General features: G+C 30.4%; 23 protein-coding genes, 2 tRNA genes and 2 pseudogenes. 14 read left to right on the top strand and 13 right to left on the bottom strand.

What is annotated here, in order from left to right; all coding sequences use genetic code 11:
- Positions 1 to 786 precede the first annotated feature (786 nt).
- From C1H87_RS10455 to C1H87_RS10445, 3 genes are all read left to right on the top strand, one after another.
- A complete protein-coding gene (locus C1H87_RS10455) occupies positions 787 to 1,371 on the top strand; it encodes a tetratricopeptide repeat protein (protein WP_102755751.1) in 585 nt (194 codons plus the stop codon).
- Positions 1,372 to 1,416: 45 nt separating this feature from the next.
- Positions 1,417 to 1,489 (top strand) — tRNA-Lys (locus C1H87_RS10450).
- An 8-nt stretch (positions 1,490 to 1,497) separates the two neighbouring features.
- Positions 1,498 to 1,570 (top strand) — tRNA-Phe (locus C1H87_RS10445).
- Positions 1,571 to 2,428: 858 nt separating this feature from the next.
- On the opposite strand, the pseudogene C1H87_RS23750 reads toward C1H87_RS10445, so the two are convergent.
- Together C1H87_RS23750 and C1H87_RS23315 are read right to left on the bottom strand one after the other, a co-directional pair.
- A pseudogene (locus tag C1H87_RS23750) lies at positions 2,429 to 3,238 on the bottom strand (recombinase family protein); the annotation flags it as partial.
- A 128-nt stretch (positions 3,239 to 3,366) separates the two neighbouring features.
- Complete coding sequence (locus C1H87_RS23315; protein ID WP_158655183.1) at positions 3,367 to 3,543, bottom strand: hypothetical protein; 177 nt, start codon at positions 3,541 to 3,543, stop codon at positions 3,367 to 3,369.
- A 113-nt stretch (positions 3,544 to 3,656) separates the two neighbouring features.
- Between C1H87_RS23315 and C1H87_RS10435 the strand changes: the two genes are divergently transcribed.
- The 3 genes from C1H87_RS10435 (at position 3,657) to C1H87_RS10425 (ending at position 5,407) form a co-directional block, all read left to right on the top strand.
- The gene (locus C1H87_RS10435) at positions 3,657 to 4,157 is read left to right on the top strand and encodes a hypothetical protein (RefSeq protein ID WP_102755750.1); all 501 of its coding nucleotides are present in this window, start codon (positions 3,657 to 3,659) and stop codon (positions 4,155 to 4,157) included.
- Positions 4,158 to 4,578: 421 nt separating this feature from the next.
- Positions 4,579 to 4,917, top strand: coding sequence for a helix-turn-helix domain-containing protein (locus tag C1H87_RS10430; protein WP_102755749.1), 339 nt, complete (start codon positions 4,579 to 4,581; stop codon positions 4,915 to 4,917).
- Positions 4,910 to 5,407, top strand: coding sequence for a hypothetical protein (locus C1H87_RS10425; RefSeq protein WP_102755748.1), 498 nt, complete (start codon positions 4,910 to 4,912; stop codon positions 5,405 to 5,407). The genes C1H87_RS10430 and C1H87_RS10425 overlap by 8 nt, the downstream gene beginning before the upstream one ends.
- Before the next feature lie 67 nt (positions 5,408 to 5,474).
- Here C1H87_RS10425 and C1H87_RS10420 read toward each other — a convergent pair whose 3' ends face one another.
- The gene (locus C1H87_RS10420; protein ID WP_102755747.1) at positions 5,475 to 6,515 is read right to left on the bottom strand and encodes an FISUMP domain-containing protein; all 1,041 of its coding nucleotides are present in this window, start codon (positions 6,513 to 6,515) and stop codon (positions 5,475 to 5,477) included.
- A gap of 166 nt (positions 6,516 to 6,681) precedes the next feature.
- Here C1H87_RS10420 and C1H87_RS10415 point away from each other — a divergent pair, with 166 nt between their 5' ends.
- A complete protein-coding gene (locus C1H87_RS10415) occupies positions 6,682 to 6,930 on the top strand; it encodes a helix-turn-helix domain-containing protein (protein ID WP_102755746.1) in 249 nt (82 codons plus the stop codon).
- 48 nt (positions 6,931 to 6,978) lie between these two features.
- Here C1H87_RS10415 and C1H87_RS10410 read toward each other — a convergent pair whose 3' ends face one another.
- Genes C1H87_RS10410 through C1H87_RS10385 form a run of 6 tightly spaced genes read right to left on the bottom strand, consistent with a single transcriptional unit; the run spans position 6,979 to position 12,447 of the window.
- Positions 6,979 to 7,734: an ABC transporter permease gene (locus C1H87_RS10410; protein WP_102755745.1), complete on the bottom strand. Its 756-nt coding sequence runs from the start codon at positions 7,732 to 7,734 to the stop codon at positions 6,979 to 6,981.
- On the bottom strand, positions 7,734 to 8,561 hold the full coding sequence (locus C1H87_RS10405) for an ABC transporter permease subunit (protein ID WP_102755744.1): 828 nt from the start codon (positions 8,559 to 8,561) through the stop codon (positions 7,734 to 7,736). The genes C1H87_RS10410 and C1H87_RS10405 overlap by 1 nt, the downstream gene beginning before the upstream one ends.
- Positions 8,562 to 8,573: 12 nt before the next feature.
- Positions 8,574 to 9,755: an ABC transporter substrate-binding protein gene (locus tag C1H87_RS10400; RefSeq protein WP_102755743.1), complete on the bottom strand. Its 1,182-nt coding sequence runs from the start codon at positions 9,753 to 9,755 to the stop codon at positions 8,574 to 8,576.
- A gap of 1 nt (position 9,756) precedes the next feature.
- Positions 9,757 to 10,458 (bottom strand): ABC transporter ATP-binding protein, encoded by a 702-nt coding sequence (locus tag C1H87_RS10395; protein ID WP_102755742.1) that lies wholly within the window; start codon positions 10,456 to 10,458, stop codon positions 9,757 to 9,759.
- Positions 10,458 to 11,063: a hypothetical protein gene (locus C1H87_RS10390; RefSeq protein WP_102755741.1), complete on the bottom strand. Its 606-nt coding sequence runs from the start codon at positions 11,061 to 11,063 to the stop codon at positions 10,458 to 10,460. The genes C1H87_RS10395 and C1H87_RS10390 overlap by 1 nt, the downstream gene beginning before the upstream one ends.
- Before the next feature lies 1 nt (position 11,064).
- The gene (locus C1H87_RS10385; protein ID WP_102755740.1) at positions 11,065 to 12,447 is read right to left on the bottom strand and encodes a hypothetical protein; all 1,383 of its coding nucleotides are present in this window, start codon (positions 12,445 to 12,447) and stop codon (positions 11,065 to 11,067) included.
- A gap of 707 nt (positions 12,448 to 13,154) precedes the next feature.
- Between C1H87_RS10385 and C1H87_RS10380 the strand changes: the two genes are divergently transcribed.
- Positions 13,155 to 13,697: a hypothetical protein gene (locus C1H87_RS10380; protein WP_158655182.1), complete on the top strand. Its 543-nt coding sequence runs from the start codon at positions 13,155 to 13,157 to the stop codon at positions 13,695 to 13,697.
- A 468-nt stretch (positions 13,698 to 14,165) separates the two neighbouring features.
- On the opposite strand, the gene C1H87_RS10370 is transcribed toward C1H87_RS10380, so the two are convergent.
- From C1H87_RS10370 to C1H87_RS10360, 3 genes and pseudogenes are all read right to left on the bottom strand, one after another.
- The gene (locus tag C1H87_RS10370) at positions 14,166 to 14,498 is read right to left on the bottom strand and encodes a single-stranded DNA-binding protein (protein ID WP_102755737.1); all 333 of its coding nucleotides are present in this window, start codon (positions 14,496 to 14,498) and stop codon (positions 14,166 to 14,168) included.
- Entirely contained in the window at positions 14,485 to 14,748 is a 264-nt protein-coding gene (locus C1H87_RS10365; RefSeq protein ID WP_158655181.1) for a helix-turn-helix domain-containing protein, read from the bottom strand. The genes C1H87_RS10370 and C1H87_RS10365 overlap by 14 nt, the downstream gene beginning before the upstream one ends.
- A gap of 19 nt (positions 14,749 to 14,767) precedes the next feature.
- A pseudogene (locus tag C1H87_RS10360) lies at positions 14,768 to 14,938 on the bottom strand (single-stranded DNA-binding protein); the annotation flags it as partial.
- A 270-nt stretch (positions 14,939 to 15,208) separates the two neighbouring features.
- Between C1H87_RS10360 and C1H87_RS10355 the strand changes: the two are divergent.
- A complete protein-coding gene (locus C1H87_RS10355; protein WP_102755734.1) occupies positions 15,209 to 15,631 on the top strand; it encodes a JAB domain-containing protein in 423 nt (140 codons plus the stop codon).
- 747 nt (positions 15,632 to 16,378) lie between these two features.
- Positions 16,379 to 16,807, top strand: a complete 429-nt coding sequence (locus C1H87_RS10345; protein ID WP_102755732.1) for an META domain-containing protein — start codon at positions 16,379 to 16,381, stop codon at positions 16,805 to 16,807.
- 135 nt (positions 16,808 to 16,942) lie between these two features.
- On the opposite strand, the gene C1H87_RS10340 is transcribed toward C1H87_RS10345, so the two are convergent.
- Entirely contained in the window at positions 16,943 to 17,275 is a 333-nt protein-coding gene (locus C1H87_RS10340) for a DUF6520 family protein (protein WP_102755731.1), read from the bottom strand.
- A 430-nt stretch (positions 17,276 to 17,705) separates the two neighbouring features.
- On the opposite strand from C1H87_RS10340, the gene C1H87_RS10335 reads away from it, so the two are divergent.
- The 4 genes from C1H87_RS10335 to C1H87_RS10320 all read left to right on the top strand — a co-directional run bounded on the left by C1H87_RS10335 (position 17,706) and on the right by C1H87_RS10320 (position 21,886).
- Positions 17,706 to 18,257, top strand: a complete 552-nt coding sequence (locus tag C1H87_RS10335) for a porin family protein (RefSeq protein ID WP_102755730.1) — start codon at positions 17,706 to 17,708, stop codon at positions 18,255 to 18,257.
- 547 nt (positions 18,258 to 18,804) lie between these two features.
- On the top strand, positions 18,805 to 19,464 hold the full coding sequence (locus tag C1H87_RS10330; protein ID WP_102755729.1) for a Pvc16 family protein: 660 nt from the start codon (positions 18,805 to 18,807) through the stop codon (positions 19,462 to 19,464).
- A 32-nt stretch (positions 19,465 to 19,496) separates the two neighbouring features.
- On the top strand, positions 19,497 to 21,413 hold the full coding sequence (locus tag C1H87_RS10325) for a phage tail sheath C-terminal domain-containing protein (RefSeq protein WP_102755728.1): 1,917 nt from the start codon (positions 19,497 to 19,499) through the stop codon (positions 21,411 to 21,413).
- A gap of 32 nt (positions 21,414 to 21,445) precedes the next feature.
- A complete protein-coding gene (locus C1H87_RS10320) occupies positions 21,446 to 21,886 on the top strand; it encodes a phage tail protein (RefSeq protein WP_102755727.1) in 441 nt (146 codons plus the stop codon).

The raw sequence follows: 21,886 nt of genomic DNA, 5'->3' as shown, positions 1-21,886 counted from the left end.
TTTTTATTCATCACTTCGTTTTCTTTCCTAAATCGATAAATAATAAAACCAAAATTTGGAACTTACGTATTAAATATGCCATATTTGTACCGCAAATGAGAAAAACTACAGTACATATAGCACCAAAATCACTGATTTGTCAGTGGGATTATCGAGGGAATAGCGAATTATTTCTCCGATCAAGGACGTTATATGGTAGTTTTAAATCATTTTTAGCATGATATAAATTAATAAAAACTATAATTACTATAAGCGTCCAAAAAATTGGGCGCTTTTTTTATGAAAAAAAATAAAAAATATTGGACATAACTTTTAGACACTAAAATATTGAGCATTGAAAAGTAAGCAATTGAGCAACAGACTTTTGCCCCTTTACTTAAATATCTGCTAAAAAGCGGGCAGGGATTTCAATACCCAAAAATAATCATAATCATTTGACTATCAATAAATTAAAATGAAAATATATTTGTTTTTTCAAAAATAGTTTTCATCTTTGCATCGCAGTTTTAAATAACTACTGCAACAAATAATAATCATAATTAAAAACAAGAAGCCATGCTAAAACATATAGTAGCATTACAAAATTTAGGCTGTGACTTTAAGTCACATTTTAGGCTTCGGTATTATTTTCTGTAGATAACTTTCCAGAAAAGAATCCGAAGCAAACAAACTGTTTCGGATTTTTTTTATTCCAAAATTTTAAGAATATATCCATTCGACTCAGTTTTAAGAGCAGATAATACATGCTGTATAATTAAAACAAGTAACTCCTAATTGAAAACTAAAATGAAAAACAACACATATAACATATACTTATTTAAAGCATTAGAAGCTTATCCTTATGAATTGGCGAAAGCTGTTGAAGCCTTAAATTATGTCTTATCATACGAGCCAAATAACTTAAAAGCACTATGCTTAATGGCTAAAGTTCAAAGTGAAAAACTTGGGGATTATGAAGCAGCAAAAACATATTACGAAAATGCTTTGGCTATTAATATTGAAAACCCGGATATATACCCAGATTACATCAGATTACTGGTTAACAATCATGATTCCGAAGAAGCTCAAAAGCTAATCGACTTTGCCATAACCGTAAAAGGTGTTGATAAAGCTGGAATTAAACTAACCCAAGGTTATTTATACGAATCCTTAGGTGAGTTTGAAAACGCTAAAGAAGCTTTACAAGAGGCAAAAATGTTTGCGCTTAACAACGATTTCACCTATTACGTTGATGAAGAAATTAAACGTGTAGATGAAAAGCGTAAAATTCAAAATAAAAAAAATCGAGCGCAAGAAACGGTTGTGAAAAATGAAGTAGAGAAAAAAGCAAATAACAGCTGGTTTCAAAACCGATTGAATAATTTATTGTAAAGAAAGGAGAATAACAAATCGGTAAACCAAGTTTACCGATTTAATTGAGGTGTAGCTTAATTGTTAAAGCACCGAGCTTTTAATTCGGGTGATTTAGGTTCAAATCCTAATACCTCAACAAAAGCAGGAATAGTAGCAAAGTTGATCAATGCAGCAGATTGAAGGTCTGACAAAACAGGTTCGATTCCTGTCTATTCCGCAGTGTAAGAAATAAGGTGTCAAAATATTCATTTAAGCCTTGTTTTTTAATGCTTTTTTTCGGTTCTAACTTATCAATTTCATGGGTGTAAGCATTGGCACAATTACGAATAGCCCAAAGTGGTTTTAACCTTGTAAAATAAAGCGACTTATCTTTTAAAGTTAGGTTCGACCCTATTTTTGATGCAATCTCCCTTTTTGTTTTTTTATCCCCTTTTTTAAATTTTTTCATACTGAAACATGCAAAATTGAGTTGCTCTTTTGTCACTTTAAACCAGTTTAACTCATTATGATTCAAAGATAATATCTTACTATCTATTTCTTTAATTGAGTTTTCATTAGCTTGTTTCATCTCTGTTAATTGATTAGCTGTTAACTCATCATCCAAACGCATTTCTATTAATCGTTGTAAACGATTCAATAATTCAGTTTTCCTCTTTTTAAGTTGAGTTCTAATTTTATCGTTTTTTTGATTACTGGTCTTATTAAGAAACTTTAATGATTTTATTGCAAAATCATAAAATTGTTTAGAAATAGAAATTTGCTCTAGATTTTTTTGTATAAACTCTTCAATTGCAATATCAGTAATAGAACCTTGTGAACAATCTTTTTTAATTTTCTTGGTGCAATGATAATACGTCTTATCAATAATTGATGGTTTCTTCATTTCATCAAGATTTGTTTTACATTTAGGACAGCTAGTTTTCGTTTTAATGGAGAATTTATACTTACAATGAGTACAGATAGCCTGTAACTTGTTTTCGGCTGTTACAAAGCCATTACATTCGCCACAGGTAATAAGTCCTCGATAGGGGAAGTTGTATTGTCCTGTCCTTTTCGGATATCTATTATTGTCCAATATTTCTTGAACCTTCTTAAACTCTTCTTCGGATATCATAGGTTTATGTTTTCCTAAATACCTAACGTTATTTCCGTTATCATCATTCCAGTAATAATAACCACAATAGAACTCATTTTTTGCCATTAAATAAAAACTACTCATTGAGTAAGGATTACCTTTACGACTTTTTAAACCTAAAGCATAGGCTTCTCGTTTAATATCAGCAATCGAATAAAGCCCCGTTGAGAGTAATTCCCATAATTTTTTGATAATGAAAAAACTTTTTGGGTCTATAATAATCTCGTCACTTGTATCTTGTCGTGCTTTATTTACATTATGTAAATATCCCAGAGGGAGTTGCGTAGTCGGATACCACCCACGTTCAGCTTTTTTACGTAGTCCACGTTTAACATCAACTGATAAGTCTTTAACGTATTGGTTGCTCATACCAAACTCTACTGACATCATAATAACATTGTCAGACGGTTTATAATCCCTCCCATAGGTTTGAATATGTTGAATAACGTTTTGCTGTAACATCCATGAAATACGACCTCCATCAATAGGGTTACGTGCAAGACGATTCAATTTCCAACATAATATCCCTTGTGCTTCGCCTTGTTCTATACGAGTTAACATTTCATTAAACTTTTCTCGACCTGGTTGTTTTGCAGATTTTGATTCAGAAATGATATCGACAATTTCAATATTTAATTCTTTAGCCAGTTTTGAAACCTCTGATACTTGGTCTTCAATACTGGTTATTTGTCTATCTTCTCCTTCACTCGATTTTCGTGCATAGAGGAAATATTTGATAGTGTTATTCATAGTTAGGCACAAAAAGAGACAAAGGAAATAAGACTTAAAATTACTACATCATAAATCATCCTTTGCCTCTTTTTATTTTTAAATCTTATTATAAAGATTATGATGTAGTAGGTTTACTATATCATTAATCACTCATCAAAAAAAGCCTCATTATTTTCAATAATGACTGTTATAAATTGCAAGAACCGAACACCTTTTTCGTTGGCTTCTTCGTTGGTAAGTTCAATATTATAATGCTCTTTATACAATTCTTTAAATTCAACGATTTGTTCTTGTGTTAATCGTGTTGGTATTACTAATGACATATACCAAGACTACGCAGAATATATAAAGCAAATAGAAGTCAAAAATTGACATTTATGTAGTGCCAATTTTTATTACCTATTTAATCAATTAAGCAAACACCATAATAGTTTCTATGAACTATAAAGAAACCACTATGATACCAAATAGCTTATTCGTACTCATTCCTAACCTCAAGTCTAGTTGTATCATTGTTTTGCTCATAATCATTCGTCAAACGCTTGGCTGGTATGATTCAAAAACTAAAAAAAGAAAAGTACGTGATTGGATTAGCTATAAACAATTTAACAAGAAAACAGGTCTTTCAATCAAAACCATATCAGAAAGTATTAAGATATTAGTAGAACTCGATATCATTAAAGCTACTGACTTCTATGGAAATGAATTACGAACTACAGATTCAAGAAAAGGTAAGATGCGTATATATTACCAATGTTTACTCGTAGATAGCCAAAAAAATACTGAACCCTATGTAAAAAAGTATAGTGACCTTAGGAAAAAATTACCTACAACAAAACTAACTCCTACTAAACTAACTCAACAAAAGAAAGTATATAAAAGATTAACAGATACTGAACGATTAGCTGAAATATTAAAATTAAAGAAATATCCATAATCAGTATTCAATAAATTACATGGTATATCTCTCGTTATGTGAATGTTCACATTCACATCTATTCAAATCAATAACGAAAATATACAAAGTTATTAATGCTTAACAATTCATTTATTATAAAGTTCACATACTCTTATTCTTCCATCAACTATAATTCAATTAGAGGCACTACACGTCACATTAACTCTCTATTATTGTACTTCCTTAGAAAACTATTAATAGTAATTTTATGATTTTAACATATCCAATTTAACTACCAATTACACTCAAATACCAGTTACCTATATCTCATTCATAGAATGTTGCACCACCACGAAAAAAATTGTCTAAATAGACAATTTTTGCATTATACTTTCAAAACTGCTTTTCTATTAGAATACAAAAAGCGAAGTGAACTTAACTCACTTCGCTAATTATATTTATGAAAACAAAAACAACTTTTTTATCATGTAGAAAAGAGACAGGGCTTTTGCAACAAGATGTTGCCTACATTTTTCATCAAGATACAGGTATGTATAACAAACATGAAAAAGGTCACCGTCGTCCTACACTCGAAACTATTTTAGGATTCCATATCCTCTTTGGGAAAAGTCTTGAAACACTCTTTCCTAATCATATGAAAACGATGAGGGAACGTATCGTAACTCGCAGTAAAAAACGTATTGAACAATTAAAAATGGAACAACCTCAAAGAGGTAAGCACAGGATAGCATATTTAACTTCGTTTGTCAATGGATTGCACAATAAACACCATGGATAGAAAGGGAACTAAAACGGTATTAGCATTCTATCCTAATCAACTTGGTTTTGGTTTTGCTATTATGGAAAATGCTCTTACTCCCAAAGACTACCGTATTGTGGTATCTCGCCCCATGTCAAATAAGTATCTTTTAAAACGAATGAAAGAATTAATAGCTTTTTATGAACCCGAAATAGTTTTATTGGAAGACATTGAAACCAAGAGAACGAGAAAGTCAGTGAGAGTACAAAAACTCATTACTAGCATTGTATATCATGCAAAGACAAATAATATTCCTGTAGCTCAATATACCCGAGCTCAAATCAGAGAAGTATTTTTAAATTTTAATGCGAAATCTAAATATCAAATAGCATCAACTATTGCACAAAATATTCCTGCATTAAAAAACAGATTACGACCAAAAAGGAAGCTCTTTGAAGCCGAACCATACACTATGGGAATATTTGATAGTATTTCTCTTGCGATAACTCATTATTATTTGACTGATTGAAATAATATAAAAGCCATCAATTACGATGGCTTTTATTTGATTATCGTTAGAGTAGTCATATTATAAATTATTGAACGAGACGTATTGAATAGAAAGAGGAGTTATGGTCTTTTCCCAAGGTAGATAATTCAGAGCCACTGAATAAGATGAAGCTATATGCATAATCTCCGGGAAAGTCAGAATCATCTTTGTATGACCAAAATTTTGCAGCAGTTTTTAAATTATATACTATATTGTTATGCGTTGAGCCAGCTGGAAGTGCGGTAAACCCACTTTCGTTTGTTGCTCCTTTGTTTGGAGTTTTCCATAAACTTATACCTGTTTGTTTCATTTTACCTCCCGCAACATTGGAACCTCCTAAAGCATCAACAAGATTATTCCAATGATAATTTGTTGGTAATGTAAATCCTGGAATAAGCTGATTTCCGTTACCAAGAGAAGGTCTGTCTAATGTAGAGTTCCAGTAAATAAATTCTGAATATTGATAGAATTTCCCATATATTTCATCTAGTGCTGTATCATTAAAAGAGGAATGAGGTATTGGATCTCCATTGAGATAATGTGTTCCTCTAAAATTTTCTTTGAGCCATAAATGATTTCCAATTTTTATTATATTGTATTCATTGTTATCATAATCATAGGTTTTAGTAGAACCAATTCCAATAACTTCAATTGTTCCATCTCCCTCATTAGCATTTGAATTAACAATAATATCACCCTTATATTCTTGCTCCATAGTTGGGGTAAAAACAACCCATAAAACTATCTCACTATTAGGTGATAAAGATATTTGAGTAAATGTTTCTGATAAAGTGAATCCATCGGGTAGATTAATAGACGATATTAAAAGCTCTTTATTACCTGTATTCTCTATCTTCATACTTATTCTTTTTCCTTTATAATTGGGGAATACCCTACCAAAAGACAATGAAGTATTATCTAAAGTACTTATTTCTATCTTAGATATTGATGATTCAGTATCTGGTTGATTATTGTCGGTTTTTGGGTTTTCATTTACAGATTCATTTTCAGTTGATGAACAATTGACTAAACTGATTGTAAATAGTAGTAACCAAGTAAACCTGTAAATTGAAATTTGTGTTTTCATACGTTTTATTTTTAAATTGAGTTTAACCCCATGACTCGACTGGGGTGTTAGTATTGAGTCTATTAGGCTTCAAATATATAGATAATTTTTCCTACACGGCAATTTTGTCGTGTAATGTTTTTGTAAATACATCTACATTTCTGTTTTAACCTCATGAGGTAATGTTATGAAACAATCAGAAGTAGAAGTCTTTATTGATGATATTGGAAAGCGTATTCGAGAGTTACGCAAAGAGCGAAATATGACTCAGTTAGACTTAGCTACAATTTCAGATATTGATGAGAGGCAAGTACAAAGGTTAGAGAGGGGGCATACATCTGCAACATTAAAAACCTTACTTAAAATCACTAATGGTTTAAACGTGAATTTTTTAGAGTTTTTTGAATTTATTAATAAGACAGAAAACAAAAAATAGTCGTTTTTAAGTAATAAAAACTCCAAACTATAGAACAAGGGACAGATGTTATAATTGCTTATTAATATTCCTTATTTTAAATAAAAATAAAGAAAGTAATAAAAAAATAAGAGAAAGAATTATAGTAATACCACTTCCTGCATAAATGGATTCATCTGCACCTGAACTTAATTTTCCGTAAAGATATTCTGATAATAAATTATGATGTCCACTTAGATAGTAAGTTCTTGGGTATTCATTTAAAGATAGAATAAAACTAAAAATAAAAGAAGTTAACAATGCAGAAATCGACATTGGTAAAATAATTTTTATATTAATAAAAATGTTTTTCATACCGATATCTCTAGCTGATTTTATAATCGAATTATGAATAAAATAATATCTAGACCATAATAAAAGTATTACAAAGGGTAGGGTATACAGTGTTAAACCTATAACAGTAAAAAATAAATTTGTATCTATTAAGTGTAATAATTGCGAAAATTGACTAAGTCCTAATGCAATGATATCTGGTGGAATTAAACCTAAAATAATAATTAATAACATGACAACATAACGCTGTTTTTTATTAAACCAAGCAAGTGAAATTATAAAACCAATAATGCTAGTTATTAAAGCAACCACAACTGATGTTTTAGTAGAAAGCCATAGTGCTTTTAAAAAATCATTATTATATATGATTTCATAATACCAATGTAATTTATCTACTCCTGTATTAGAAAATGAATAATAAAAGATAGAGAATATAGGTATAATAATTAAAGTTAAAACTACAATTAATATAATTTTTATAAGAACTTTCATTAGCTCTTCTTTTTTTTGTTTTTCAAATATAATTTAACAACAATACTGAAAAACAATATCAAAAAAGTTAAAATACTTCCTAATAAAAATATTGCCGAGAAATGCCCACTACTCATAAAACTTAAAACCAAATTTCGAATACTTATTTTTGAATCTCCGCCTAAAAAATTAACTTCACTTGACAACGAAAACGCCAAAAAAAATGAAATAATAAAAGTGATAGTAATACTTATTTTAGAAATTGGTAAAGCTACTTTTAGAAATGTAGGCAAAGGTTTTAATCCGATATCTTTTGAAACTTTCCAGTAAACTTTTGGCGTTATATTTAATGAGGCTGTATTAATAAAAATTCCAAACGGAATAATACTAATTAACATTACGAAAATAACATTACTAAAATTTGAGCCATTAAAAATTGAGATTTCAGTTTCAAGTATAGAACTTAATATTGAATTAAATAATCCATTTTCCGATAACATCAACTGCCAAGAAAATACTCGTACCGATTCATTGATTAATAACGGAATTGTAATTAAAACTAAGAATATTGTTTGAAATCTTTTTGAAGCCCCTCTAAATAAAAAATACGAAATAATAAACGAAAAAATAGTAGAAAATAAACTAACCAATATTGCTCTAAAAGTTATGGTTCGTAATTCAGTCAAACGTATGGGTGAAAACAATTCTGTAAAACTATTTAAAGAAAAAGTTATTTTATCTCTAACAATATCTATAAAGGAAAAATATAAAAGTAAAACAAAAGGGATTACACAAAAAACAAGTAATGTGTATAAAATATAATTTGATATTATCCTATTAAAATGCATTGAAAAATGATATTAGGCATTTCTTAACTTACTCCACCATTGCTCATATGATTTATAATTTGTAGGTCTCACATTTTGCCAATAAACTTCACCTTTTGAAAACTTATTTTTTACATGTTCAATTTTCTTTTTTTGTTCTTCAAAATCAAAATCAGCTGATTTTTGTGCAAATGATAAAGTATTATTATTTGGAACGACATATCCTCGGTTTTTTGTCATCCAATTTCCGTAATAACCTTGCATTAACCAATTTGCAAATTGGTGAACTTCATCAATAACATTTCTATTATTAGTTCCTGCATGTAATAATAAATTGTTCGTCCATCCCTCATACCCCTCTTTAGGTTCTGCATAACGAATATCTAACCCAGACTTTTGTCCTTCATACACGATAGGCTCCCAGCCTGTCATAGCCCATACCTCTTCAGATTTAATGAGTCGAACTCCTGTTTCCCAGCCAGACCAAAACGTTTTAAATTGTCCATCTTTCTTATGTTTTATTAAAAACTCCATAACATATTCCAATTCATCAATAGTTAAGTTTCCAGGGTCTTGTATTTTGTATATATTGTTTCCTTTTAAGTAAATAGCAGTGAAAATGACACTATTTATCCAAGCGTCCTCCATTGCAACACGCCCCTTAAATTTTGGATCAAAAATAACATCATATGAGTTTACAACCTTACCGATTTTTTTATAGTTATAAATAATAGAATCTGCGTTAGCTACAATAGGCAATCCATATTGTTTTCCATTTACTTTTGTAGATTCAATATCTTTTATCCATTGCCATGTTTGTTGCCAATTTGGAATTTTAGATAAATCCCATGCTAAAATCTTTCCTGCTTCAGCAAGTTCTTGTTCTGTTCCTCCTTGATTTCCAGCAACGTCATAATCTGTTGAAGCTGTACCGTGTAACATAGAGCCAATAATTGGTCCAACATCGTTACCACTATCAGCAAAAGCCACTGTCATTTTTAAGTCTTTTTCAAGTTGTTCCCAATTATCCATTGTCATTGTTCCAGAAGCAATAAAACGCAATATTTTCTTTTTGTCTTTTTCATCAGCACAGGAATGCAAACTACTCAAGACCCCCAATCCTAATATACCTATACCACTGACACCTAATAATTTTAGAAATTCTCTACGTGACTCATTTGAGTTATATACCGTTATCTTATTTTTAGTTTTCATATTATTGTTTTTTGATGTATAGTGGAGTTTCTTTAAACTCTTCTTTTGTTCCTTGAAATACTTGTTTACCATTTTCCATATAAATAATATTGTCAGCTATGTCCATTACAAAATGCCAATCGTGAGATACCACAATCATAATGGGAACTTGCTTACTGTTTTTTAGTTCTTCTAGCAAATGTGTTAATTTTTCAATATTTTGATAATCTAATGCAGATGTAGGTTCGTCTAAGATTAAAACCTTAGGCTTAGTTGAAATGGCTCTAGCAATAGCTATTCGCTGTTGCTGACCTCCAGACAAAGAATTAGGTCTTATATCTTTCAAGGCATCTAACTGAAAAGTTTTAATAATATCTGTAACATCTATATCTACATTATCAGACTTGCCGAACAAACGATTAGGTTCTATCGCTAAGGCTAAATTTTCATGTACTGATAAGTGTGGAAATAATCCCAATTCCTGAAATACAGTAGCAATAGGGCGCTCACTTGCGTTTATATGTGTAATATCGTTATCGAAAACGGTAATAGTGCCATTCTGTAATGGTAAATGACCTCCTATTAAGTTAAGAAAAGTAGTCTTGCCACTACCGTTTTCTCCTAATACACAAGTTATTTTGTGTGGGGCAAAGTCCACTCCATCCATCCGTATTGAAAAATCAGAATTCTTGTATTTATATGATATATTATTAATTTCTAACATTAAAACTCAATTTTACGGTATTCTGGGTTGTACTTAATATATGGGTTGAAATTTTCGTATTTACTGTTTTTTATTGATTTAATAAACTCCATTTCATCTTCTAAACCATAAATAAAATCATATTTTCCTATGTCAAAAACATATAAATAAAAAGCAAATTCTGTAAGTAGAAAAGGAGTCATTAATTCAATTAAACTATCTTTACTATCTGTAATATTATATCTTCTTAATTTAGGTTGTAAGTTTTGAAAAATTTGAGAACATAAATGCCTTTCAAAACTTGGGTTAGTTAAGTATTCATTATAAATAATGCTCATATACTTTCTAATCTCTTTTTTATGTTCTGAATACTTTATTATTTCACCTTTGTTTGGAACAGCATCAAATAATTTACCATAAACAGATTCCATTATTTTACCTAGTTTAATTTTTTCGTCTAGAATATTTGAAGAATTAAATAGGATACCATTTAACACCTCAAATACATCAAATATATAGATGTCTGTTTCTACATTTTTTAATGGAATTAGCTTATTTAAACCATTTTGAATAAACTTATCCAAGCGTTTAGAATTTAAACTAACAAGTAATATACTTTTATTCATTTTATATATTGTCTATTATTATATTAGACCGATTAATCAGTTCAGTTAAATCGCTATCATCAAATTTTTTATTTGCATCAAATTTTTGATATATAAACTCGCATAGTTCTCTATAATCGTTAATTTTAGTTAGATCAGTAATATTACCAAATGCTGCCTTTGACTGCTCTAAATTCTCATAGAACTTATTATATTTCCCAAAGTTTTCTGCCAAAATTTCTTTCGTGAGAACTGTATTAAATTCTTTTTCTAAATTATTACAATAAAAATCTAAATGATTATCAGGAGGATTTGCAATGTCCTTGAGTAATATTTTTATAGCTGCAAACCAATTTTTAATAAGTAGTTTTACTTTATTTTTATTACCTATATAATACTGTTCGGTAAATATCAGACCATTAATATTATTATGATTAATAAACTGGTCACCTTTTATTACATGGTATTTATCGTTTTTAGCTAGACTTTGGTAATTCATCCAGTTAGTGCTTAATAAAAAAATAGACTTCTCCTTTTTAAAGGAACCTACATCTTTAAAAATTTTTTCTTTTAATTTCTCACTGGTAATATTAATTTCATGAGACTTTAAATATTTATATAAAATCCAATGTAAGTCTGTATTTTTCTCTACACAAAATTTAATTTCATCATCCTTTAATAACTCCTCAAAATCATCGCCTATAACATAATCTTCAATTTTACTATAAGTACTTTTAATTAATTCTTTTTTTATTACTAATCCATAGCCGTTAAATCTGAATAATGGAATAAAAACAAGTTTCTTTTTATTATTTGTGAGTTCATTAAGAGCTACTGCATGAGCAAAAGAATTAAGAGTAATGTGTATTTTATTTCTCTTGAATAAATCACTTGTCACTTTTAATCGTCTAGATTTTATCGGTTTAATATTTATACCATTACTTAATAAATGATAAAAATAGTTTGGTAAACCTAAATCAGGAAATGGATGGTATTGAAATTTAAGAGCTTCATCATTTAAGTAATCATATAATGTGTTATCTTGATGAGAAGCATAAGAAACACCTAATTCTTTTTCTATATTTTTAATAATTGATTGCAATTCCATCCAGTAAAATACCGATAGCCCAGAAGTGTTCTCCCCTTGAAAATACCTTTGCAATTTTTTGTGGTCATTAGAAATGGTTATTTCTTTAAAACTTCCTGCTTTAATTTTTTCATTTACAGCATCGTTTATTTTTTGGTAAGTATTATAAAATGCACTTATTCCCTTTTTTTTCAATGTTCCTTTATGAATCTCCCCTCTATTATTTCCAAAAGTAGTTAAGTTTATTGCTTTGCGAATTTTTTCAGATTTATCATCTTTTTTCAATGAGTCTTTCATATCGATTATGAATTTTTCCATTTTCAAAAGTAAGTATTATCCTTCTTATTTTTGTAAGATAAAACAAATCTTCTTGGTTGACTCAAATAAAAAAACCAAATTAAAACCAAGTCAAAACCCTAATACAAATCAAAACTAAATGAATTTTAAAAATGAAAAAAAAAATAATTAAACATTTGAAGTATAAATAGTTACGACATGTTCTTGGATTGATTTAAAAACTATGAAAATATGACTTAGGTAGCAATAATCACTTTGTAGGAAAAGTAATTGTGTGTATTTTTGAATAAAATATTTCAAAAGTAATTCCAGAAATTATTAACTCTTTTAACATTATATAAAGTGCCAATAAACACGGTTGGTTATGTTGAAACATGTAGCGCTTTAAGTTTCGTAAAAAATAAAAGCGCCACAAAAAATTTGTGACGCCCAATTCAATTTTTAGATGTGTTTCCACATCAGTTATAAATGAAATTGTAATAGCACCTCAAAATTTGCGATTCAGCGGTGCTTTCTTGGTAGCAAAATTAGCAATTATTTTAATCATAGTTGCTTTTTTGTTTCCATTTACACAATACTATAACCAAAAGATATGCCAAGGTGCTTGTAGGGTTTAAAAAACAAACTTAGTTACATGTCAATACTACTGCATATTTTGCTACGGAAACATTTTTTTTAAAAGAATTGAGCTAAACACAATAATGTTTAATTCAAATTTTTCGAAAAAAATGAAAAAGTTTACTTCAAAAATATATGCACGGATACGTGGCATATCATCTTTGCAAAAGCGAAAGTTAACCGCAGAACAAATTGTATTAATCTTTTTAGCACTTTTACTTATTGGTTTTAAATTATTTCATGGGTATAAAGTGTATATCTTAGTAAACGAATGGAACTATGTATTTGAATTAGTATCTGATATTAAGATTTCTAACTTTTCATATGTAGCAGATTTCATGATTGCAGTTTATGATAGTAAGACTGATATTTTTAAGAATAACCGATTATTAAAACTGACTGTTACTAGTTTTAAAAAGCTCCCAACGTTTTTATTATGGAGTTTTGTAGTATTAATAGGTGTAGCGTATGTTACGGTTCCAGATTTTAATGTATGGAAATATGTGTTCGTAGCTGTGCAGGATTACCTTATTCATAAAGCTTTAAATTTTTTATCCCATGATAAAGCTCACAACGACTGGGATAAATGTAAAAGTGTTTTTCGCTATTTGTTTAACCTTTTTAAAACTGATAGCAATGAAAAAAAAAGGTAGGCATGTATGGTTGCTAACAACGTGGAATAAAAGCACACAACAGAACATCAAAATAGTAGATAATATAAAGGTTATTACACCTAATTTATATAAGGTTAGAGTAAATCATATATTATACATTCAAAGCTGTGTCGAGAAGAATTATACTTGTGTAGTTTTAAAGGATAAACGGCAGTTCTATTATAGTGGTTCTATGAATAAGTTTCACAAAGAGACGAGATTAGAATTATTAACTGTTAATAAGAAAACAAAAGTGTGTGTTAAATATTTCAAACAATCACTTGGTGTACAGTACTTATTTTCGAAATACCTCGATGTCCCAATTTATGTGTCAAAACCCTTCAGGGAGAATGTGAAAAAAAACTAAGATTCTGATACGAAATTTAGTTAACAGAGGTCATCTAAAAACTTTTTAGTGACCTCTTAGTTTGTTTTTATACAAAAACCATAAGCCTTTAATAAACTAAATTATTTACTAAGCATTAATAATTCACTGGCAAAAACTTCAGTCGTGTAACGTTTATTGCCATCCTTATCACTCCAGCTTCGGTTAGTTAGCTTACCCTCTATAGCAATTTCTTTGCCTTTGGTTACATAATTCTCAACAACATTAACAAGACCATTTTTAACAACTACAGGATGCCAATAAGTACGCTCTACCTTGTTTCCATTTTTGTCTTTATAACTATCATCTGTTGCTAAGTTGAATTTTGCTATTTTACCACCGTCTTCAAAAGTGATGATTTCAGGGTCTTGTCCAAGTCTTCCAATTAGTTGTACTTTATTTCTAAGTGAGTTCATAATTTTCAATTTTTAAAGGATTATAAATTCGTGGGTCGTAGCCCATAAATTCAATTATTTTTATAATGTTTTTTGGAGTAGGTTCTGTAAGTCCGAGCTCCCATTTGTAGATTGTAGAATCGTAAACATCTAACTCTAATGATATTTCAAAAGCGGTGTAGCCATGTGCGATTCTATATTGTTTTAAATAGTCGCCAATTGAAGAAGGATTTACGGGATAGCCTTTAGGTAGTGGTTTTGTGGCCCCCAATTCGATTTCGCAAATGGTCAACGACGTGGTGCCATTGCGTATCTGTAATTTTTTCACCGTTATTATTGGTATAACTTTCGTTAGTTGCGATAGCAAACTTTGCCAAAGTTTTACCAGATTCTAGGGTAATAATTTCTGGGTCGTTTCCTAAGTTACCAATCAACTGTACTTTGTTTCTAAGCGTGTTCATAATTTTAATTTTTCGTGTTAAACAGTTAATACATAATCCTAAACTCGTTTCAGGATCTTTTTAAATTATTTTTAAGTGTTGAATAATACTGAAACAAGTCCAGCAGAAACTTCAACACTGCAAATATGAAACAGCTTCCAAATGTTATTCGGTATTTACTTATTTAATATCGTTTGTAAACGTTTGTAGTCGTTTGAAAACAGAAAATTTCTTTTTATGAAAAAAAGACAATCTTCGGAATAATCTTTTTTTTGATAAAACTAAGATTAAATGAACGTACGTATTCCTAAAGATGGAAATGGACGCATAGAAGGCGGGCTCGATATTGCGCGAATTATGCGCAAAATACTTCTAAGACAAAATAAATTACACAGGAAAAAGGAATACTTCTGGACGATTGGACTAAGTGTTAAGAATGACATAGAATATATTGAGCTTCTTACCATCGGAGTATTGAACAAAAACAATGTAGACCCTGTAGAAGTATTTAATTTTACGGTAGCTAAAAAATGTAAAAGAATAATTCTTTGCCATAACCATCCTTCAGGAGATACAACGCCAAGTCTACCAGATAAGCACATCACCCAAAAAATAAAGAAAGGTGCGGAAGTTTTAAATATAGAACTATTAGATCATCTTATTATATGTGAGGGTAAAGAGTTTTCAAGCTTTGCGGCTTTGAAACTACTTTAGTAACATTTGTTGTTATTAAGATACTAATATTATATCATGTTAGACTTCATTGAAAACTTATTTAGTATAATTCTAAAAATATTCATATTTGTTGCTCTGTTTACTATTTATGTTTTAATATCAATGTGGGTAATCGTTTATTTTAGTATTAACGACCATTTAAGTGAAGATAATATGGGTTTATTAGCTATATTCTTAAGTGTTGTGCTTACAACGGTTACGATACATTTTGCAAAATCCTTCTTTAAAAAAATGCAAAATCAAAAATAGATTCCTCTTTTCTTTTAACATTTTATAAGTGTTTGTAAACAGGGAATTTCCTTAACCTTATTTAAAACTAAAGAAGTATACTGGGTGTTTGTCCCATAATATATATCGATGCCTTTATGAAGGAGAACTAAATACAAGTCTACACCAAAAAGAAAAGATTAGTTTCTCACTTAGAAATAGTGCTTTTTTGAAATATGCAAGTTGTTTAATCCATGTTTGGATTCCGCTAATTCAGAATCACTAAACAATGAGTTCTTACCGACTTAAAGTCAAATTAAATTCTTGCGTTTCGATGAGCGTATTTAACTCATTTCTAATTCTACTAACATTAGAATGAGTTATTAAATATAGCTTTTGCGGCTTTAGAATTGCTTTAGGATATTGTTTCATAATGTATACAATTATCTATTTTTATTGCTTATACTAAGCAACCTTTTGAAATAGTTTGCATCTTATCTATAAAAAACATAAATTATTATGAGACATTTAAGACACCTACTTGCTTTTTGTACCGTTATTTTCTTCATTTCATCTTGTAATAATGATGATGACACACCTAGCCAAAATGGTTTAATTGGAGATTGGCTAGTTGTTAAGGTTATGAATAAAAAAGGTAATAGTACTATATATAATGCTTACACCATTGAAAATGCCACAGCAACAATAAGTTTTCGAAATGATGGTGTAGTTGAATTTCGATCATGTAATAAAGGAGAGGGTTATTTTGAAGATAATGATAATAATATCTCTATAAGTAAATTATTTATTACAGAACTAAACTGTCCTTTTAATGAGACTATAATTAGTTCCAATTTATCTGGTGAATATTTGATCGATGGGAATACGTTGAAAATTACTTCTAATCTTGATGCGGACTTAATTTTAACTAGAACGGATCTAGATTGAATTCTTATTTTTTCTTGTCCCATTTTGTATATAGATGCCGTAAAACATCTGATTTAAACCTATTTTTTTCAAAAAAAGTGAATATTCAATGTTTCAAACACTCACTTTTATTATAAATCATTCTATAAAATAAGACTAATTAGGTGCATTTTGACATCTAAACAAAATAACATTACACGGGTTATTTGGGCCCGGGGGGAAGTTTCGATTAGGTACATTAAATAACTGTCTAAAACCTACACCAGGTACAAAAGTAGTACAAACAGGACCTTGTATTTCCGGGTCACACCTTCTCATAATGGGTACACATCTGGGTTGATTAGGAGGCGTGTTATGATACCACCAGACTGCAAATATTCTATCTTCCTCCACAATAGTTTCGGTGTCAGCAGATTTAAAAGCAAATGAAGCAGTAATAGCCATTGTAATAACGACAGCCGGTAAAACGAGTTTAATTAAGTTTTTCATAATATAGATATTTAAAGATTAAATAATACGACCTACTCTTTTCTACAGGTTTTCGGTCTTAGTCCTGAATGCAGTTACTATAAAGTATACGGTTTAAAACTTATTTGTAACGGATAAAAGATTGCATGAGAAGGATAAGTATTCTTATCGGTTTTTAGAATAGCCTTATAATTTTATGAAACTCAATTCAAAAGCACCGTACGCATAGAGGTCAATATGATATAATAAAAAAGCTTACAAATTTCTTAGTAGACGAGTCTCCCCGATTTAACATGAATATCTAAAGTTATTATTAAAAACACTTATTTATTATTTAAGCCATTCGATGAATGAGATGAATAAATTATGTGCGTAAACATATAGGTACTGTTTAAGGTTGTGGCATTGTTTTTGAACCAAACAAACTTTTTAAACCTTTAAATCTACTATTATGAAAAACCTTTTTTTATTAGCTATTGCCATAACTAGCTTCTCTTTAACGTCTAATGCTCAAAACATCAAATTTGGTTTTAAAGCAGGTGTGAATTTCGCTGCTTTATCTGGAGATAGTAATACTTTGGGCAGTAGTTTGGATGGAAGAACGGGGTATCATATTGGTGCGGTCGCTCAGTTAGGTATAGCAAAGAAATTCGCCATTCAACCAGAGGTTTTATATTCTGCTCAAGGGCTTAAGGATGTTGATGTTGATTATATAAATGTTCCAGTTTTGGTAAAGTTTAAATTCGCAAAGTTTTTTAGTGTAGAAGCTGGACCTCAATTAGGATTTGTTATAAATAACGATATTCCAAAAGAGAGTGAACCAAAAGACTTTAATTTTAGTGGAGTTATAGGAGTAGGCGCAGAGTATAAATCTTATTTTGTTCAATTACGTTTCACACCAGGAGGTGTAGGCAAACATAATTTAGGCTCAAGTTTAGTAGGCACATCTTCTCAAGTTCAAAATGAAATGTTACAAATATCTATTGGATATTATATCTTCTAGTGTAAAAAATGCCAGAAAGAGTTGTGCAGATGTCAATTTACAATTTTAAATAGTAAAAGCGTAAAATTTTCATTGTCTATAAATTTGTATACTATAATAAACGATTTAACCAAGTTAATTCAAAGTATAGTAAAAAAATAAACCTTCTCTTTCTGGTGTAAAGTTCCAAGATTCCCTTTCTACATTTCTTAGTTGTATATAGTTGCAATACCTATAAATATTTGAAATCACTCTTTAATAGTCATACCAAAGATTAATCTTTTTAAAGACAAGTTTTTTATCTGTTTCAAATAGATTTCAAATTGTAATTTATATAAAAATCCTTCATGTGTTGGTATTCCTAATGCCAGCCTGCCTACGACCGACCGTTTAGTGCTAAAACACTTATTTAAAAAGGGGATAAACACCTTTTTTTTAAAGGCTATCTCCTTGAAACTTATTGGTTTTTAGTTAGTTACTTTGGTGTTCAATGTAAAACTTCTATGATTTCATATAAAGTATTTACATGGATGCCTTAATTCTAAACTAACGCCAATTTGAATAAAAAATGGACTTAAAAGTAATTATTGAGCAGTTAAGCAAACTAATCGATCCGGGTGAAACAGTAATCGATATTACTAATATAGCAACACTTAATGATGGTGATGACTTTCTGGTATCAAAATCACCTATTGTACTATCCATTGTAAATATTGAAGAAGATAAAACCCAAAAAAACCAATCGGTATATCTCAAGGATACAAATAATCAAACAACCATTTCGCGCTATAAGCATCCCACACAACATCTTATAGTGTCTTTGTTATTTAGCTCATATAATAAAGACTTATCTAAATACCTGGACGGAATAGAAAAGTTAAAAACCATTATCGATTACTTCCAGCAGCATAAGTCCTTCTACTATAAAAATGACGATTCCGAACTCATTACATACGATACGTTTTTAACAAAAACAGAAGTCGAAAAAGAAGACTATTACAAGCTCACTATGGAATTTGTGAGTTTAAGTATGGAGCAGTTAAACCAAATGTGGTCGTATTTAGGCTCAAAATATATGCCTTCTGTGTTGTTCAAAATGAGATTGTGCATGATTCAAAGCACTAATACAGTTCAGGATAGAGTCATTAAGAAAGTCGCCATTAATCTTTGGGAAAACGATATAAATAACCCAATCGGATTATTAGAAACCCACGAATTCGAAGAATAAGTAAGCAATTAAATTTAAATAATAAATATGTCATGAATGTAAGTTCTCTTAAAACACCAGGAGTATATATCAATGAGATTGATGCATTTCCTCCTTCAGTAGCCCAAGTTGCTACAGCAGTTCCAGCTTTTATAGGCTACACCGAAAAAGGACCAACAGTTCCTACCAGAATTTCCTCTTTTATGGAGTTTGAACAAATTTTTGGAGGTGCACCAAGTCCTACTTCTTTAACAGTAGAACTAGATGGAAACTTGATGCCAACAGATAATTGTAGCGTAACCGAAAGTAAATACAAGTTGTATAATAGTTTACGTCTTTTTTACGCTAACGGAGGTGGTATTTGTTATATCGTTTCGATAGGAGATTATACCGCGGCAATAAATAGTGATTCCGATTTCACTGATGGTTTAGATTTATTAAGAAAATTTGACGAACCTACCTTATTGTTGTTTCCAGATGCCATTAATTTAGACGCAACAAAACTAGGACTGGTTCACCAACAAGCCCTAAAACAGTGTGCCGATTTAATGGATCGATTCACCATTATGGATGTTAAGCAAGAAGCCGATCTAGTAGCAGATAGTGCCGCTTTTAGAGATAAAGTAGGTAACCAAAACCTTAAATATGGTTCTTCATACTACCCATATTTACAAAGTGCGTTTCCTTACTCATACAGATTTAGTGATATTAATGGTATTGCAGCCGGTAAGGTAAACTTTAAAGGCATTTTTTCTACAAATACTGCTGTAAAAGACAGTATTGAAGAATTCGAGAAAATAGCAGCAGATAATAATACGTTAAGTTCGGCTTGGACTCCTACTGATGTGGTAATTCCTATAGATACGCATGCCAAGTTAAAAACAGCGACCAATGTATGCTGGACACTTTTAAAAACGTTAGGTAAACCAACAGTTCCTCCACTAACCAGTACAAAAATGACTGCATTTGTGGAAGAGCAGGTAACCAACTTTTTAAAGAAATATGCACAAGAATTAGTGGATTTTAAATTCGCTTACGAAGTGCTTAAAAAAGCGGACGGTGTTGCCGATGTAGACGATTTATCAGCATTAGATAACGATACAGCTTTTAAAGGCGTATGGGGTAACATATCAACATACACAGAATCTGCACCAAACCCATATACTGGTTTGATAAGTGTAAATGTTCCAGCTGCTGGCCCTATTCCTGCACATGATGAACCTGATTTTGGAAAAATTCAAATCGCCATTCAGAAATTAAACGCGGCCATCATCAATGCAACCAATAATGTTTTGGCAAGCATGAATGATTATGTATTGTTCGAAGAAAACAATGTAACCTCACAGATTCCGTTTTACTCGGCTATTGTTGAAAAGCTTTCACAGTCTATGAATACTGTGCCACCTTCTGGAGCTGTTGCTGGTATTTATGCACAAACAGACAAGACCCGAGGTGTTTGGAAAGCACCTGCTAATATAAGTGTTAACGGTATAGTTGGTTTAACCGACGATATTAATGATGCAGAGCAGGAAGACATGAATATTCATGAAACTGGTAAATCAATTAACGCCATTAGAAAGTTTACAGGAAAAGGATTTTTAGTATGGGGAGGTAGAACTCTGGCAGGAAACTCCAACGACTGGCGCTATATAAATGTTAGACGATTAGCCAATATGATTGAAGAATCGGTTAAAAAAGCCTGTATGCAATTTGTATTCGAACCTAATGTATCTCTAACATGGGTGAGCGTAAAAGGAATGATAGACAATTATTTAAACACACTATGGAAAGATGGTGCTTTAGCTGGCGGAAAACCAGAACACGCCTTCTTTGTATCGGTAGGATTAAATGAAACCATGTCTGCCCAAGATATCCTGGAAGGAAGAATGATCGTTAAAATAGGTTATGCTCCTTCAAGACCTGCAGAATTTATCATTTTGGAATTCAAGCAAATGCAACAAAAATCATAACAATTAGAGTTTAACTTAAAATATAAAGAATTATGCCAAATACAGATTTTCCGTTACCAAAGTTCCATTTTAGTGTGCAATGGGGAGGAAGTAAAATAGCTTTTACAGAAGTTTCAGGTTTAAACAAAGAAATGGATGTTATAGAACACCGTGTTGGATCAAGCCCTAATTTTTTCAAAGAAAAAATGCCCGGTATGCAAAAGCTAAGCAATATCACTTTAAAAAGAGGTGTGTTCTTAGGCGATAATGAATTTGCCGATTGGTTCAATACCGTGGCTCAAAATACAGTTGAAAAACGAACCATTATCATTTCACTTCTAGATGAAAATCAGGAACCAAGAGTTGTATGGACCGTTAACGATTGCTTTATAGTGTCTTTAAAATGCACCGATTTAAAATCTGATGCAAACGAAGCAGCCATCGATACGGTTGAGGTGGCTAATCATGGTTTTACAGTAGAATATAAAGCCTAA

It is taken from the genome of Flavivirga eckloniae (assembly GCF_002886045.1).
GTDB classification, from domain to species: Bacteria; Bacteroidota; Bacteroidia; order Flavobacteriales; family Flavobacteriaceae; genus Flavivirga; species Flavivirga eckloniae.
The sequence above is the reverse complement of the archived record's forward strand: the minus strand, read 5'-3'. Positions and strand labels throughout refer to the sequence as shown.

Excerpts from the sequence above, each read along its gene's own strand:
- C1H87_RS10455 (WP_102755751.1), top strand. The coding sequence starts at position 787 with ATGAAAAACAACACATATAACATATACTTATTTAAAGCATTAGAAGCT.
- C1H87_RS23315 (WP_158655183.1), bottom strand. The coding sequence starts at position 3,543 with ATGTCATTAGTAATACCAACACGATTAACACAAGAACAAATCGTTGAA.
- C1H87_RS10435 (WP_102755750.1), top strand. The coding sequence starts at position 3,657 with ATGAACTATAAAGAAACCACTATGATACCAAATAGCTTATTCGTACTC.
- C1H87_RS10430 (WP_102755749.1), top strand. The coding sequence starts at position 4,579 with ATGAAAACAAAAACAACTTTTTTATCATGTAGAAAAGAGACAGGGCTT.
- C1H87_RS10425 (WP_102755748.1), top strand. The coding sequence starts at position 4,910 with ATGGATAGAAAGGGAACTAAAACGGTATTAGCATTCTATCCTAATCAA.
- C1H87_RS10420 (WP_102755747.1), bottom strand. The coding sequence starts at position 6,515 with ATGAAAACACAAATTTCAATTTACAGGTTTACTTGGTTACTACTATTT.
- C1H87_RS10415 (WP_102755746.1), top strand. The coding sequence starts at position 6,682 with ATGAAACAATCAGAAGTAGAAGTCTTTATTGATGATATTGGAAAGCGT.
- C1H87_RS10410 (WP_102755745.1), bottom strand. The coding sequence starts at position 7,734 with ATGAAAGTTCTTATAAAAATTATATTAATTGTAGTTTTAACTTTAATT.
- C1H87_RS10405 (WP_102755744.1), bottom strand. The coding sequence starts at position 8,561 with ATGCATTTTAATAGGATAATATCAAATTATATTTTATACACATTACTT.
- C1H87_RS10400 (WP_102755743.1), bottom strand. The coding sequence starts at position 9,755 with ATGAAAACTAAAAATAAGATAACGGTATATAACTCAAATGAGTCACGT.
- C1H87_RS10395 (WP_102755742.1), bottom strand. The coding sequence starts at position 10,458 with ATGTTAGAAATTAATAATATATCATATAAATACAAGAATTCTGATTTT.
- C1H87_RS10390 (WP_102755741.1), bottom strand. The coding sequence starts at position 11,063 with ATGAATAAAAGTATATTACTTGTTAGTTTAAATTCTAAACGCTTGGAT.
- C1H87_RS10385 (WP_102755740.1), bottom strand. The coding sequence starts at position 12,447 with ATGGAAAAATTCATAATCGATATGAAAGACTCATTGAAAAAAGATGAT.
- C1H87_RS10380 (WP_158655182.1), top strand. The coding sequence starts at position 13,155 with ATGAAAAAGTTTACTTCAAAAATATATGCACGGATACGTGGCATATCA.
- C1H87_RS10370 (WP_102755737.1), bottom strand. The coding sequence starts at position 14,498 with ATGAACTCACTTAGAAATAAAGTACAACTAATTGGAAGACTTGGACAA.
- C1H87_RS10355 (WP_102755734.1), top strand. The coding sequence starts at position 15,209 with ATGAACGTACGTATTCCTAAAGATGGAAATGGACGCATAGAAGGCGGG.
- C1H87_RS10345 (WP_102755732.1), top strand. The coding sequence starts at position 16,379 with ATGAGACATTTAAGACACCTACTTGCTTTTTGTACCGTTATTTTCTTC.
- C1H87_RS10340 (WP_102755731.1), bottom strand. The coding sequence starts at position 17,275 with ATGAAAAACTTAATTAAACTCGTTTTACCGGCTGTCGTTATTACAATG.
- C1H87_RS10335 (WP_102755730.1), top strand. The coding sequence starts at position 17,706 with ATGAAAAACCTTTTTTTATTAGCTATTGCCATAACTAGCTTCTCTTTA.
- C1H87_RS10330 (WP_102755729.1), top strand. The coding sequence starts at position 18,805 with ATGGACTTAAAAGTAATTATTGAGCAGTTAAGCAAACTAATCGATCCG.
- C1H87_RS10325 (WP_102755728.1), top strand. The coding sequence starts at position 19,497 with ATGAATGTAAGTTCTCTTAAAACACCAGGAGTATATATCAATGAGATT.
- C1H87_RS10320 (WP_102755727.1), top strand. The coding sequence starts at position 21,446 with ATGCCAAATACAGATTTTCCGTTACCAAAGTTCCATTTTAGTGTGCAA.